Raw genomic sequence first — 14,158 nt, forward strand, 5'->3', positions numbered from 1 at the left:
AAGCCCAAAGTTCTATCCAGTCCGTTTCCCAATCATCCTCAGGAACTTCTTGGTCTTCTTCGTCGTCAGGCTCATAATCTTCATCAGGTGGAAACGACTCCTTATAGAAATCGTTCTAAGAGGCCGTCCAACTCCTTAATGCCCTCTTCGTCTACATTCTCGTATTCTTCCTCCGTCAGTCCTTCTACCAGCACAAGATTAAAGGCTTCTTTATGCAACGCCTCAACCTTAGGCCAATCGACCTCGGCCAGTTCTTCTGTATCTTCCCATTTTTCGCGACCAATCGAAAAAGAAAATTTATACTCATTGCCGCTCATGAGTTGTCGCACCTGACGGATCAAAGCAATAGTTCCGATTTTTACATGCTTTACAATTCCTTCACCAAGCGTGATTTCATCCCCGATATTAAGCGTTTTATCCAATTGTTTGTCTGTCATTTAAATTTCCTCCTCAATGTATGTAACCCCCTACCTGAGCGATAGGGGGTTGAGTTAGTAATTGATTAGATACCGAAAATGATTTCTACTGCATATCCATTAGGATTCTCTGGCGTGATATCCGGCTCCATAATCTCCAGCGACAATGTATTGCTGGTTGGTTTTTTACGCTCTTGGGACACGTCTAACGTACCGCCCCCGAGTGCCTTCCAAATGGTAAGTTGGCAAGGAACCTCTTTGCCGTCCCGATCATCTACCAACGAGAAGCGATGAACCAGTTTAAACGGTTTAGGACGCCGTTTTCCGCTCAACATACTTCGAGTGGCATTTTCTTTCTTCCATTTGAATGTCACCACGATTTGCTTATCATCATTGGCAGAATCAGATGTGATTTTTCCATTCGCAGTAATGACATATTGTTCTGCTGTAGGGGTAGCCGCAGCACGGGTAAGCTCCGTCAGTTTTCCAGTGTCTTTATCTTTCAAGTACACCTTGTCACTGGCAGCAACTAATGTGCCTCCAAATTTGGCAGGAGCTTTTAATGTATAACCATTGGTAGCGTCCAAGAATCCTTGTTCTGTCTCATCAAAGTTCACTGTGCCTTTTTCGGACTCAGCACCTTGAGACAGCTCCGCAAGAATGTCCGAATAACGCGGAATTTCAATGCTCGCTTTATCTGCCAAGTCCTGAGCGGTATAGTGAAATGCATAGCCACTGTCACCGCCCATTACCTTCTGCCAGTCAAATTGAAGTTGCAATGTTACCTTCGTGATTTTGTCATCTAAAAATTTGAGCTTGCCGCCAGTTTCGTATACCTGGACTGTACCAACTCCATCAAATACTAATGGTTCCATGATTCATCCTCCTTATAATTGAACAAAAAAAGAACCAATCAGATTATTTGATCAGTTCCCATAAACGCTTATCAATTTCGTGAATCCGCCGATACTCCTCAGTTTCTCCGTAACCCTGAATTGGTTCCAAGTTACCCATGATACCCAGCTTTTTAGAAAGGTTTATCTTCTCTGCAATCAATTTTTCAAGCTCTGACAACGGCTTCTCAATATTAACCGAGGCTTGTGCCGGTTGTGATTGCTGTTGAGCTGCTCCTTCTTCCATTTTGCACACCTCAATTCATTCTAAGATAATCCACATCATAGATAGCTTTATAACCTTTGGCTCCTTGGATACCTGTGGCAAAGTCTGCATCATAGGTCAGAACACATAAATATGAAGCGAAACCCTGAGCAATCAGCCTCCTTTCATGCAGGAGCTTGAATGATCGTTCAAATAGCAGCTTCGCCTCATATGCCGTTTTACCGTAGAAATCAATACAGAACTTCCCTTCGAACACCAGTGGATTAGCAGCGAAACGCCCCGGCATAACGTACTGGCAGATATGTGGGACAGTATCCTTGCTAACCGTTATCTCAGGCTCCATGCCTTTCGTAAATCGCTTCACGACCTCCGCAGACGGCGCTGAAGGAGTAAGTTTCAGCAAGGACATAAGCTCTGCATCTGCCTTCAAAGCGCCCTGAACAGCGTCAATTAACTGTAGACTCACTCCTTCACCTCCTTGAAGTATCTGTGATATGGGAACTCAGTTATGACACGGCTAATGCCATCCAAAATACGTTTCCGGTTGGACTGGATTGCAATACGCAGGAAGTAGGTCGGCGGTGTGGCTCTGAATGAAGGATCGATGTCACCTCGTTCTGCAAGCTCCTCCAAGTCCACTCCAGCATATCCACCACCTGATTCCTTCATGGTGCCGTCAATCGCCCGGTACTTTCCACGGGAACGACCTACAATAATACGATCACCTTTGGACCTTAGTCGGTTCCATGCTTCGCTGTTCATGTAGGTTATTAGACCGGGGTTTTGGCTGCTGTCTGCCATCTTGGAACCTTTACCAAACTGTTCTAGCCATGCTTGCCAGTAATCAGCCGTAATATCTCCCGATATCATTTGATTCGCCAGAACAAACATATGCATTTCCAAGTGGTCCCGAACTGCCGGATAGTACCGTATGCCGCTCTTGGCTGTCAGCATGACCAACTTCGTTAATCCGGTAATCTCAACAGCCAGCTTATTTTCCAAATCTTTAGCAGCCCGAGCTGCATCATAACCTGTAATCATCGTCGATCCTCTGAAAGCTGAACATGCAGCAAGTTAGGATACTTGATCCTATCTACCACATCTACCTGGTATGTCTTCCCGCCCATTACAATCCGGTCAGGCGCGGATAGACTTGAGTCTTGAGGGTCTCTTACATCGACTGTCGTCTGTAACTGCAAGGTAAACACAGTACTCGGCAGCAAGCCCGGCTCCTGTTGTCGCAATTGTGCTGTGACATACTGTGCAAAGCACACAATATCAGCAGCAACAGATACAAAGTCAGGATCACCTATAGGGTTATCGTTGGCATCATAAGCTTGCTGGTATCTTTGCACCTCTATCACAGCATTTGTTTTAACCAAAGAACAGTAGTTGTCCTGATCTACTGTTTTTCTTAAGGTAAGAACCAGGAACGTGTCCTCTGTCTGCACCAAAGAACCACGAATAATGAGTGATTCAGGCGAAAATACACCGTTATAGACGTATTCTTTGCCCATTACAGTCGTCGCTTTGGTTTCCCTTGATAGAATCACTACATCTTCGTTTCCATCCACCACACACGGCGTATGGCGGTGTGAGAACTCATAGAACAACTTTCATCACCTACCTAAATGACCTATGTTCAAACTCTGACAGAAGATCGGCAATTTCTGGTGTAATCATGCTGTTGCCGAAGTATTCAATGCTATAGTCAAAGTCCTTCTTCGACTTGACATTGGTGTTCTGGTTCCCGGCTAACTGTCCTATGATCAACCCGCATGCCACCTTGACCTTATCAGGTATCGTCTCCCAGCCGCTGGTATAGGTCACTTCCAACTCTACATAAGCTGAGCCAAAAGGAGAGTAACCACACCAGACTGTACCAATATCCTTGTCTATATCAATCGTGCCGGTATCAGCGATTGTTTCGAATCCTGGCGGACCAAAGAAATTGCCCATCAATCCCTGCTTAGGCCTGCCTTTTACCTCCTTCACCTCTACAACCGGGTAATAGGACAAATGCCCTCGCTGCTGATCGGTAAGCGGTATGCGTTCGGTGTAGGTTGTAACTCCAATCTGCCGCCTGCACCTTCCGTCAATTACAGCCGATGCCCTGAGAATAATAGGAACAGTTAATTTTATACCAGCCGGAACAAAGTCAGTATCTGTTATTTCAAGATACTGACTCATTCCACATAACCAGCATTAGCCAACTCGTCTGCCAGTTCATCAGGTAAACGAGCCTCACCATCCACAAAGTTCACGACACCATTTTTAAAATGAATAGTGTGAGCGCCTTTTCTCTGGCTCGGTGTGCCACGCAGCGTTACCCTTCGAATTGCCGGAATCTTTGTAGCCAGAAAAGACCTCCGCGCATCATTCAAAACTATGGTCTGAGCATCAAAATGACTTGGTTCCGCATCTTCGGCGGTAGTCAGCGCTTCAGCAGCAGTAATAGCTTCTTTGAAATCATCTGCCGCTTGTTGCGGATACTTCCCACCACCTTCACCGATCTCGGCTTGAGCCAATAATTCCGTGCTTTCAGCAATAGCATCTTTCAGCTTGTCCAGATTCGATTTCGCCAACTGAATCATCTCCTCTCTAAATGAAAAAGAGACGGTTTAAAAGACCGTCTCTCTGAAATCCTATTAACCTACTGCTGTAATCGTTGGTCGCTCAATCATTCCGTATGCATGAGCATAGCTTGGTCCTTTCGCTACTGGAGCGCCATATTTAATACCAACATACTGCTCTTGCAGGCTTGAAGTCGTACCCAACTGGAAGAGGTAAATACCCTTCTCGCCAACGTAGTGGTATTCGATCATAGGCTCGGTTACGATTGCAATACCATAATCCGTATTCGATGCTGTTGTCGCATTCACGTTAGAAGTGATGAACGGCTCTGGAATGATTGGCAGCAGACCAGCAGCGGTCATAATCGCCAGAACTTCTAAGCCGGCAACAGTTGTTTTCTTGAGATTGCTGATTTGTGTTTCATTGTTGGCTGCATTACGTTCTTCTTCTTCAAGATAGTGATGGCCAATTGGATGAATATAAATAGCTGTCGGCATAAGTTGGTACAACTCGCTTGCTACCATTGAAGCCACTTTCGCTCGGATCGCAGATACAATCGAAGCTGTTGGGCCAACTGTAAATGTGTTTGTGATTTGGTTTGCCAAACCTACATACTGATAGTTTGTTGGGACAACTAGATTTGTATCTGTACCTCTCCATAAAGACTTACCATGTGCAAGTCCAATGCCATTCAGCATATCATTCAAGTCCTTTGCCTTAAGCTCAGGGAAATTATTTTGCTGCTTACCCAATGTCACATCATAATGTCCAAAGTTGACCTCATTTGTTATAGCTTTGACTTTCACGCCATGCGGCGTACGTTGATTGCTAGTTGCTTTTGCTGAAGGGTTACGTGGATCAACAAAATCGCCGCCGTTCACGGTATTTTGTTCATAGTAAGTCGAAATGTCACCCGTAGCTGGCGTGTAATTCAAACGTCCATCCAAAATCGATGTACGACGCAATACGTCTGTAATTTCCTTCTGAAAATCATCTGTAATAATCGCTCCTGGTCCTTGGAACTGAGCCGCAGCAGCAATGTCAACAAATTGGGCTACCCCTACGCGATTGTTCATAGATTACACACTCTCCTTCTCGGCAAATTGTGCTTTTGCCTGCATTTTAAGTTTGAAAGACTCAGAGGACGGAAGATTAAGAGCATCGACGGAAGCGCAGAAGGTTTTGTAATCATTTACTTCCGCACCGGCCGCAAGATTGGTATTACTGCCATACTTGGACAACAATGCAGACGCGCTGAATGTTTTGCGTTCCGGCTCCGCTGGAGGCGCACCCGCCGCTTTCAACTCCTTCAGTTCCTTCTCTAATGCGTCCGCCTTATCTTGAGCAGCCTTCAAGTCAGCAGCGGCTTGTTCTTCAGCAGTCTTTTGTTCAGCTTCTTCGCTTGCCGCCTTAATACTGGTGATATCTGTTTTAATAGCCCCTACCTCTGTCACCACACTCTGCACACTGGCTGTAATAGCCGTCATGCCTTCTTGCAGCGCCTTCATAGAGTCTTCCATTGCTTTAATTTGTTCTGGTGTCATATCGACATCCTCCTTGTCCTTTTTCATGTTACGAGCAGCAAAGCTCGTTGTTTTATAAGCAGCGGCCTCCGCGAACAGGATAGCTGCCCCCGTACCGCAGAATTCAATTACATCGAGCACATCATCAAAATCGGTAGCGTCCTGAACGGCAGCCTCCATTTCCAACGATGCTCCGAATTGATATTCACTCCAGTTGTGCTCAGCCGCAAGCCCATTGTAATAACGAATAGTCGCAACCACATCAGGAAAATCCTTTGCGTAAATGTATCCATCAACCCATGCATAACCATCAAGCGAACGGTAAGCTTTATCAATGACCGCCACCTTGAAGCGCGGATCATGGTCAGCCATTCCATTGGCGTAGTCAATATTTAGTGCCATACCAACAAAGGTTTGGAGATATTGATCGCATACACTGGATGAGATACGGATACGTTTTCCCCCAGCTCCATGAGGTGAACCATCGCTGGGTTGATCGACGGCGAAAAGAGCACACTTGAACGGAATTTTGTTTGGGTGTCCTCCATCGTCGGATAGTTTGAAATCCTGGACACGCATCCGCTGATTGCTCATCTTCAACGTTTTAAGCATTTAGATTCTCACCTCCCTCCGTGATACTTTTGTTGTCTGCGCTCCGCTCGGTTTCTCGGTGTCGGCACTGACCTTGGATATGTCAGTCTCACAACACTGCAAACAAACCTTGTAATCACGTCTTCACCACCTCTCAGGGCAAAATAAAAACACCTACTCTTCAGCGGTGTCAGATTCATCGTCTTCTGTTTTATCCTTGTTATCCGGCTGATCATCTTCAGGAAGCTTGCTTAACATTTTGTCATTCTCCGCTTGTATCTCTTCCTGTGTTTTGTTTAGATCAATAGCTGAGGTACCGCCTGGCTGTAATAATACTTCACCATGCTTATTAGGCAACGCCTTGCGCGCCAGACCATCACGCACTTCATCTGGTGTCAGAGTTCTTCGGTCAAGGTAAATAGCGTCAATATCGGCCCTTAATTTCTGATCCTTCAGCGAAGCGGCATAATGGAACTTAAACTCAATTACTCCCCCCAGCTTAAAAATGCCGTCGATAATGTGATTGTTGATATGCTCCACAATGTTTTCAGCGATAGACTTGATCGTTTCGTTCGTATCGTCGTCTTCGCTGTCTGCCGTAGAACGGTTCACATCTTTCGTTTGTCCCAGCTTCTTCGGTGAAATATCAAACGCGATAGCCACGATTTCAATCAAGAATCTCTGCCACTCAAGAAACAATGCCTTATCATCTGTAGCCCCTAAGTCAAGTACACTAGGGTTCTCTCCCCCGATAATCGGGTTCAAGCCACGCCCCAATACTTCATATTCCCAATACGCACGGAAAGCCGCTATTGATTTGGCATCAGAACCCTTTCCAAGGTTAATGAGTTTTCTAATCACAGTATTTGAAGCTTGTTTCCCAGCAGATCGGTGCGCTGATATAAAGCTTTCAACTGATTCCCAAACCGTTTCTAATGGCGATAGTCCAAAGGGGGTATTAGACCTCGGATTTGTTCTTACATACATTAGATCGAAAGAAGTTAGATGTACATATTTCCCCTGCACTCGTTGGGCATAACGATAGGAGTTCCATTTACCATCCCATTCTGGGTAAAGGTAAATGGAGAACGAGTCCACTGGATACATCCTGAATGGCCTAAGCGGATCGCCAGCTTTCAGTATTTCCGATGAACCAGCACTACACACCAGCATATCCTCGACTATTTGTTCAATCCATGAACGGAACGAATCACCGGGATTCGGCTTCAATAATGATCGCTCAATTATCTTGCATATCTCTCGGTACTTCTCGGTATCGTTTTCGTCTACGGCAGCTACGGACCAGTTCAGCTTTGTGATCCCGTTCTTAATCACGTTAATTGCTCTGCGCGGTATCGGGGATTCCGATAACGTTCGTAAGTTGGTCGGCGTTCGCTTTGGTGCTGGCTGGTTACTACCCTTGCTCATCATGATGCCAAACGGGAACGGATAACTTTCAGTCTGTCGGTCCGGCTCGTTCTTCGGTCTTCCAGCTGCCAGCCAGTTAATTAGCCACTGTCTTACACCCAAGTATTTTCCTCCTTCCTCACGCAACAAAAAAGAAGGCAGGAAAAGTTTCCTGACCTTCTTCTAGTGTTCATATTTCTATGTCTAAATAATATCATCGGATTGTTACGGTGTTACTACGGATTTACAGTGTTTTTAAAACATCGTTAAAAATAAGTTTAGATATTATTAAGATTTTGTGTTTCTATACAAATATAATTTACAATCAATCCATTCATTTATTAAATTTTTAGTAGCTAGCACTATTTCCTGATATGTGGGTTTCGCCTTATTAAATACCTCACCATTCTTAACCCCATGCCTAGACATGAATCCAGACCCATCTCTGGTATTGATATAGTGGCTTAAGTCATCTCTTGTAAAAATTTTTATTGCATCTTGTAACTTAGTGCTATCAATATCTTCTTCTTTGAGATTTTGAGAGAAATCATATCTAATGGTATCCAATACTCTAAAACAATTAATAAAAGTATAAAGTGGATCACTATTAAAAGTAGAAAAGAGAAGAATATTCTCTCTTACTAACTCGTCAAAAAAAGCTAGTTCAATGATCCCTTCTGACCTTTTAGAAAACTTAACCTCGTGGGAATCAAACACCTTGGAGTCAAAAGGATTCATTAACTCCTCAAGTTCTTTATTTAAATCTTTTTCAACATATGCCCTTCTCCAATCATTATCATCTGTAGAATAAAAAAGTTCACCTGCTTGTATTACACTAAAATTAGAGCCATTAGAAGCAGAGAGCTCTAACGAAGCATTTAACATTCGCAAAAAACTCTTTAAACGATAAGAAGCTCTTGTGCTTTCTGATTCTGGCAAAGAATCTGCATGGATAGATCTCAAATAAAATGTCTCATGTTCAGAAAAGTCAGTTACAGGGAAAATTGAATAATGTCTTGATCCTGTCTGAGCCAACGAATAAGAAAAAGCGGAATATACTTTCAAATACCACATTATTACTCCTCCAATACATCTAACACTTGAACAACATAATAACTAATATAATCTAATATTTAAGCGGTAACAAGGAAGGGATACGGCATTCAATTATCACCCAAATGAAAAACTTGCCTTCAATTCAATATTCGCAAATGACAAAATAAAAGCATCAGCTCTATCCGGAGAAGGTAATCCGCGTTTTTTCATATCCTCTTTTCGCTCTAAAAATATCTTTCCGTTGCTACCCATCCGCCATTTTCGTGAAGTAAGCTGAGTTATCAACTTCTCATCATCTGGCAACTGCAAATCTCCCGGCTTGCCAAGAACATAATTACTCATGTTAGATTCAAGCATTTCCTTGATATGACCCCACTGTTCAGCTCCAAGGTTTCCGTAGTGACTATCTTCCGCTGCTGATCCATTGTTAACTGGAATGATGGTGTAGCCTAGACTTTTCTCTTCATTAATCTCATTCAATCTGTCTGTTACAGCTCCACCTATTCCGCTATCGTCAATTCGAATTTCGACTTCAGCCACTTCTGATCGTTCGGCCTTCACATCATCAACCAGGCGCAACACCCAGCCCGTAGTTGTCATTGTGTCCTGCTTGTGGTGGAAATGAGTCTTTACCACCTTGCCGCCCATTCGTGCGTACATGGTTGTTTCATCATCCCCAAAACGAGCAACGTCAACGCCGACATAAAGCTTGGTGCCAGAATATTCAATCCGTACCTCATCCTTCGCAAATTCAGCAGCCTCCAAGGAAATAAAGGTATCTGATTCACCACGCGGAAATTCCCCTTCAACCCGTACCCGCCATACATCGCTACCTTCTCCGTATTTTCTTTTGAGCATGGCGATATTATCCTTGCTGGTTCTTGGACTCTCCAAGCAGGATACCTTGCGTGTTTTATAGTCCGCTCTGTCCTTATTGTGTGAATCATAAAAAACACCCGACGTTTTTGTCGGGTTGCCGCACATCAATATTTTATTGAACTCACCGGACAATGTACCTAAGATAGCCTCCATGATTGGATCGGCAACGCCTGAAGCTTCATCCACAATGAAAAGCATATAGTCTTCATGGAAGCCCTGCATATTCTCGGGCTTGGTAGCTGTACGAGCTGTAGCGAACCAGCGTTCCTCGTAGTTCTTCATGTAGATTTTGGTCTTTGTCCATTTTAGAATCCGTTTCAACACCGGACTTTTAGATTGCCATTTATTAATCTCAGCCCATAACACGTCATGCAACTGCTGGCGTGTAGGAGCTGTACAAATCACTTTTGGATATGGGAAACAGGACAGAAACCAAAGGGCCGTTGCAGCTTCCAGCCCTGTTTTGCCTACACCCTGACCTGAACGGACTGAAACACGAGGATTATTTGCTAAATCCATTAGAGTGCTTGCCTGCCAATCATCAGGATAGAACTTAAGCATTTCTTGACAGAACAATATAGGATTCTTACGGTACTCAGGAATCCGTATCTTGAATGCTTGAAGCCTCCGTTTCGTCTCCGGCGAGTCCTTCTGCTTCATCACCTACCACCGCCTCTACCCAGTCGTCAATTAGATCGTCTTCTGTATTGCCTTCTCCCGTGACCTTTGCCCTTTCAAGCTCAAGTTTCTCACGTTGCATCTTAAGTTTCTCGTCTTCAACCATCCGTTTATGTTTGTCTGGAAGCAGATCCATGTATTTAGTTAGCACGTCCAATGCCTTGGTTTTGTCGTGTAGCTTTACACTCACTCCGTCCTTACCCTGCTTGACTTCTGAAACCAGAGTTCCATCAATTTCATCGCTGTTTTTAAAAGAGACATAATTATATCTGTACTTCTTTGTTTCTCCAGTCTCCGAATCAAAGACCGGTTCTCCTTCCAATCCAAGAACATCTTCTTCCTTCTGACCGAATTCTACGTAATCTGTAATGTCCGCAAAAGCAATCTTCATGTACTCCATTAGAACGCGTTGAGCATTCAAACCTACCTCGTCGATCATGGATTCCTTATGCTGGCGAATAATGTTTTGAATTTCAACTTTCTTCAACAGAGCGAAACCAATCTGATAGGCAGTTTTCTTGCTGTATCCCGCCGCAATGGCTGACCTCGTTGCATTGAAGTCTCGAAGATACTCATAAGTGAAAATCCTCTGCTTAGGCGTTAATCCATCCTCATCAGGAATTTCAGGTTCAGGTTCTTCAACAATCACTGGAGCGCTCTGTACTTTTTTGGAACGTTCCATATTACTGGAGCGTTTCGGTTCTTTTTTTGGAGCGTTCCGTATTTTTGGAGCATCCCCCAGCTCTTTTGAGAGCGCATCAACAGTAAGCAGGGTAGCATATACCTCTCTTGGCTTATCACCTTGATATGTACCAATGAATTTGCGCCGCTCCATTTCATCAATCAGTCGGGCCGCTCTGCTATAACCTATCCTCATTCTTCTCTGTAATAAAGAAACCGAGGCTTGTTTGGCCTCGGCTACAATTTGGACAGCTCTTAGAAAAAGCTCATCAGGATATGTTGTTAGATCTTCACCTTCATTTGGAGCTTTTTTATTATGCGGCGCTCCATTCTCATTGGAACGTTCCGTATATTCCGCTTCTTCAGCAAGTAAACTCTCCCACTTATCTTTTGCCTTCCATCCTCTTACCGTACCTTCAGATACACTAAGTTGAGAGGCTATTTCAGTGAGACGTATTTTGCCGGAACTGGCTTTGTATAGATCAAATGCTTCATCCCGTTTTGGATCTCTCTTTCGTCCCATATTTATTATTCACCCCTTTTGATAATGTATCTGAAGCTAAGGAAAAGTTTCCTGAACAAATAAAAAAGCCGCTATTCAGCAGCTCTCTTTTGTCTTTCATTATATTCTTTTTCGTAATCCCACGATACGTGCGTGGGTCTTTTATACCAATTATGTCCGAAAAACTCCCAGTATCCTTCTTTGATATGATGTTCATTTTTCATCTCTGTCCAAAGCAGATAATTCATACCTAAGGGGAACCATATAAAACCGGTTAAAAATAACGGTAAGACCATATAGAAAATTAATACATCCCTTATTTTCTTCTTCACTCAAACTCATCTCCTATTGTTCCATACGATTGAATCGACATTAAGGATGCAGAATTTTATAAGAGTAATGCATGATTCTTCCCTAAATTAAAAAGAGCAGCGAATATACGCTACTCTTATATATTGATCGGTAATTTATAATATGCGGCTACCGCTAATCCGCCATGCCCGAATGGGCCTTATATGGACATCCTTCTTGCTCCGGGTTTATATTACCCTCTGAGTCCTGTCTCCGATTTAGTTTTGAATGCGCCCTAACCCTCCGTCATGCGCTTGCCGTGACCGCTCCAGTATACTTGCGGCGTGGTTCCCGCTATAGACGGTCGCTACCCTTCAATTGGTCGCCGCCTTCTTTCAGATGAACTGTTGAATGACCTACTTCAGCTCTGCAGCAAGCTGCTTGAGCACTGGTGGAGTAGGGATGAGTTGACCATCATTCTTATTACCTTTGACGTACGCTTTGTCCTCGTCGGCATAATAAACAACGCCTTGGCCCTCAATAATCGGGAAGCCGCTCTCATCATCCGTCAGCGAAGTTTGTACATGCTTGCCGTGCTTTGCGGCGTGTTCTTCATCATGCAGGTGCAAAATACCGTCCGAGCTCAAATATGCAAAACGTGGTTGTGTAGACATAATTCGTGTTCCTCCTAAAATGGGTTTGATTTGTTCCTGAATAAAGTGTAAATCCTTTCTAATGCGCACCTACTACGGATTTACCTTGCTTTCCATAACAAACAAAGACCGCAAAGGCTTAAGCCCTTACGGTCTAATTTACTTCCGGCATCCTGAGTCCAATTTCGCCTTCCTTGTTACGGCCCCGACCATAGTCGATGGTGACAAAATCCAACGTCCGGTTGATCTTTAAACTGTTCGCTATGTTTGCAATAGCCCTACGTCGCTTATCTGCAAAGGTCGTCGCTGAAATACCAGGTACGTCTTTTCGGTAACCCTTCTCCATATACTGCTGTGCTTTGAGATATTTCTTTCCGTCCAGAAAAAGCAGCTTTGCAGCAAGCCCTTCATGCGGATCTCTCATATTATTAATGGCGAAACGGATATTATTAGTGATGAATTGATAGAATTTATAATTCGTATGCCGTTTGTCCTTTAGAATCACAGCATTGGCTGTTACATCTGCCGTCAACTCTTGACCAGTCTCGCGCTTTGCAATAGCACCTTCGGCTGAAAGAATCTCATATGCGGACATACCGTTTTCAATCTGCTGGAGAGCGAATTCATAGTTTTTGATTACATCGATCATATCAACGTATTTCCCGAGCAGCCACTTAGTTTTTCTAATATCATCCTGTTCGATGTCAGAAAAAAAATTTACCTGAATGATCTTTCTTGTATCAGCAGTATCCTCTACTTTATCAACGAAGATTACTGATTGCTCATCCATGCCCCTCAGTCCTCCCATAACTTAATTTGTCCGGCTCTATATGTTTAATCATAATATGTTGGTCAAGCTGCACTACACCTATAAACAACAGTACAGCAGCTAATATAGTGGTATAGGCTCTTATCATGGGGTGTTCTCCTGAGGAGTCCTAGTTGCCTTGTGAAGCAATCTCAGTCCCTCTATAGACTTCTTTAGTCTGGCTATCTCTGCATCCTTTTGTTGTATAAGGGATTGTGCTGCGACAAAATCATTGTACAAACCTCTGGAAACCTCCGCCCAGTTAAGTTCACCTACCTGTATATCTGGCTGCTGTGGTGGGGCTGGATCAAACAAGCCTGCTGCTATAGTTATTTCAATCCTTCTTGCTGTCAGACTACCTATTTCTTCAAGAAATCTTTCCAGCTTATCTGCATCTATTAAGCGTGGTTTATCTGTCATATCGAATCCCTCACAATGTTCTTTGGATCAAAATAATCTGTCTTATAACCAGCTCCGTAAGGCCATACAAAATTATGGTTTATGCCTACTCTTTTACCTGACTTTGACCATTTTTCAAACCGCGCTTCACGCAGATTACGGGTCTTATGACGTACTGGTTCGCCTTTGCGGTATTCTGGTTTATCTGTCATTCTTGTTCCTCCCTTTAATGAATCCGTTCTGTGTTAGCCATATGCCCACACTCACTCCAATTCCAAAGGGCAATAATAGTATGGCTATTAGTGAAAGTGTCTGACCCATCTATATATCCTCCCTTAGTGGGTGCAGGACCTACACCCTGTATTGGTTTAATCCTGACTGGATAATGTCATATAAGCAGCCTCTGCCCTCTCTCGGGGACTGGAATTAGCTATTTCCGCCGCTGTGCGAAGGCTTACGGCTGTATAAGCCATAACTGACTTACCATACTTGTTAAGCAACCAGTTACGGATATATCCTTCTTCGTCCATGTTTATCGCTGCTGTCTGTACCTCCAGAGAGGCGGCAGGATCGGATGATGG

The 14,158-nt window shown here is 43.8% G+C and carries 19 protein-coding genes and 1 pseudogene; all 20 read right to left on the reverse strand.

From position 1 onward, the window contains the following. Window positions 1–101: 101 nt before the first annotated feature. Window positions 102–437: a hypothetical protein gene (locus L696_RS0111480; protein ID WP_025683749.1), complete on the reverse strand. Its 336-nt coding sequence runs from the start codon at window positions 435–437 to the stop codon at window positions 102–104. Between the two features lie 65 nt (window positions 438–502). After that, the gene (locus tag L696_RS0111485) at window positions 503–1,291 is read right to left on the reverse strand and encodes a hypothetical protein (protein ID WP_025683750.1); all 789 of its coding nucleotides are present in this window, start codon (window positions 1,289–1,291) and stop codon (window positions 503–505) included. A 43-nt stretch (window positions 1,292–1,334) separates the two neighbouring features. Further along, the gene (locus tag L696_RS0111490; RefSeq protein ID WP_025683751.1) at window positions 1,335–1,556 is read right to left on the reverse strand and encodes a hypothetical protein; all 222 of its coding nucleotides are present in this window, start codon (window positions 1,554–1,556) and stop codon (window positions 1,335–1,337) included. A 10-nt stretch (window positions 1,557–1,566) separates the two neighbouring features. Beyond that, window positions 1,567–2,001 (reverse strand): hypothetical protein, encoded by a 435-nt coding sequence (locus L696_RS0111495; RefSeq protein WP_025683752.1) that lies wholly within the window; start codon window positions 1,999–2,001, stop codon window positions 1,567–1,569. Next, window positions 1,998–2,576, reverse strand: coding sequence for a hypothetical protein (locus tag L696_RS0111500; protein WP_025683753.1), 579 nt, complete (start codon window positions 2,574–2,576; stop codon window positions 1,998–2,000). The genes L696_RS0111495 and L696_RS0111500 overlap by 4 nt, the downstream gene beginning before the upstream one ends. Further along, a complete protein-coding gene (locus L696_RS0111505) occupies window positions 2,573–3,148 on the reverse strand; it encodes a hypothetical protein (protein WP_025683754.1) in 576 nt (191 codons plus the stop codon). Before L696_RS0111505 ends, L696_RS0111500 begins: the two co-directional genes overlap by 4 nt. A 10-nt stretch (window positions 3,149–3,158) precedes the next feature. After that, window positions 3,159–3,725 carry a hypothetical protein gene (locus L696_RS0111510; RefSeq protein WP_025683755.1) on the reverse strand — a complete coding sequence of 189 codons (567 nt, stop codon included), beginning with the start codon at window positions 3,723–3,725 and terminating at the stop codon, window positions 3,159–3,161. Beyond that, window positions 3,722–4,120, reverse strand: a complete 399-nt coding sequence (locus L696_RS0111515; RefSeq protein ID WP_025683756.1) for a hypothetical protein — start codon at window positions 4,118–4,120, stop codon at window positions 3,722–3,724. The genes L696_RS0111510 and L696_RS0111515 overlap by 4 nt, the downstream gene beginning before the upstream one ends. 63 nt (window positions 4,121–4,183) lie before the next feature. Next, on the reverse strand, window positions 4,184–5,185 hold the full coding sequence (locus L696_RS0111520) for a hypothetical protein (protein WP_025683757.1): 1,002 nt from the start codon (window positions 5,183–5,185) through the stop codon (window positions 4,184–4,186). Window positions 5,186–5,188: 3 nt separating this feature from the next. Then, window positions 5,189–6,244, reverse strand: a complete 1,056-nt coding sequence (locus tag L696_RS0111525; protein WP_025683758.1) for a hypothetical protein — start codon at window positions 6,242–6,244, stop codon at window positions 5,189–5,191. Between the two features lie 153 nt (window positions 6,245–6,397). After that, a complete protein-coding gene (locus L696_RS0111530) occupies window positions 6,398–7,753 on the reverse strand; it encodes a phage portal protein (RefSeq protein WP_025683759.1) in 1,356 nt (451 codons plus the stop codon). 165 nt (window positions 7,754–7,918) lie between these two features. Next, a complete protein-coding gene (locus L696_RS0111535) occupies window positions 7,919–8,704 on the reverse strand; it encodes a hypothetical protein (RefSeq protein ID WP_155985375.1) in 786 nt (261 codons plus the stop codon). 96 nt (window positions 8,705–8,800) lie between these two features. Then, window positions 8,801–10,225 carry a DEAD/DEAH box helicase family protein gene (locus tag L696_RS0111540; RefSeq protein ID WP_025683761.1) on the reverse strand — a complete coding sequence of 475 codons (1,425 nt, stop codon included), beginning with the start codon at window positions 10,223–10,225 and terminating at the stop codon, window positions 8,801–8,803. Further along, window positions 10,161–11,447: a terminase small subunit gene (locus L696_RS32365; protein WP_025683762.1), complete on the reverse strand. Its 1,287-nt coding sequence runs from the start codon at window positions 11,445–11,447 to the stop codon at window positions 10,161–10,163. Before L696_RS32365 ends, L696_RS0111540 begins: the two co-directional genes overlap by 65 nt. Window positions 11,448–11,518: 71 nt before the next feature. Further along, window positions 11,519–11,758: a hypothetical protein gene (locus tag L696_RS0111550; RefSeq protein ID WP_025683763.1), complete on the reverse strand. Its 240-nt coding sequence runs from the start codon at window positions 11,756–11,758 to the stop codon at window positions 11,519–11,521. A gap of 375 nt (window positions 11,759–12,133) precedes the next feature. Next, a complete protein-coding gene (locus tag L696_RS0111555; protein ID WP_025683764.1) occupies window positions 12,134–12,391 on the reverse strand; it encodes a hypothetical protein in 258 nt (85 codons plus the stop codon). A 133-nt stretch (window positions 12,392–12,524) separates the two neighbouring features. Beyond that, on the reverse strand, window positions 12,525–13,160 hold the full coding sequence (locus L696_RS0111560) for a hypothetical protein (RefSeq protein WP_025683765.1): 636 nt from the start codon (window positions 13,158–13,160) through the stop codon (window positions 12,525–12,527). A gap of 123 nt (window positions 13,161–13,283) precedes the next feature. After that, window positions 13,284–13,598 carry a hypothetical protein gene (locus L696_RS0111570; protein WP_025683766.1) on the reverse strand — a complete coding sequence of 105 codons (315 nt, stop codon included), beginning with the start codon at window positions 13,596–13,598 and terminating at the stop codon, window positions 13,284–13,286. Continuing rightward, window positions 13,595–13,789, reverse strand: a complete 195-nt coding sequence (locus tag L696_RS0111575) for a hypothetical protein (protein ID WP_025683767.1) — start codon at window positions 13,787–13,789, stop codon at window positions 13,595–13,597. The genes L696_RS0111570 and L696_RS0111575 overlap by 4 nt, the downstream gene beginning before the upstream one ends. A 156-nt stretch (window positions 13,790–13,945) precedes the next feature. Next, window positions 13,946–14,158 (reverse strand): annotated as a pseudogene (locus L696_RS30410) (hypothetical protein); the annotation flags it as partial.

The sequence above is a fragment of the Paenibacillus maysiensis genome (assembly GCF_000520815.1).
GTDB classification, from domain to species: domain Bacteria; phylum Bacillota; class Bacilli; order Paenibacillales; family Paenibacillaceae; genus Paenibacillus; species Paenibacillus maysiensis.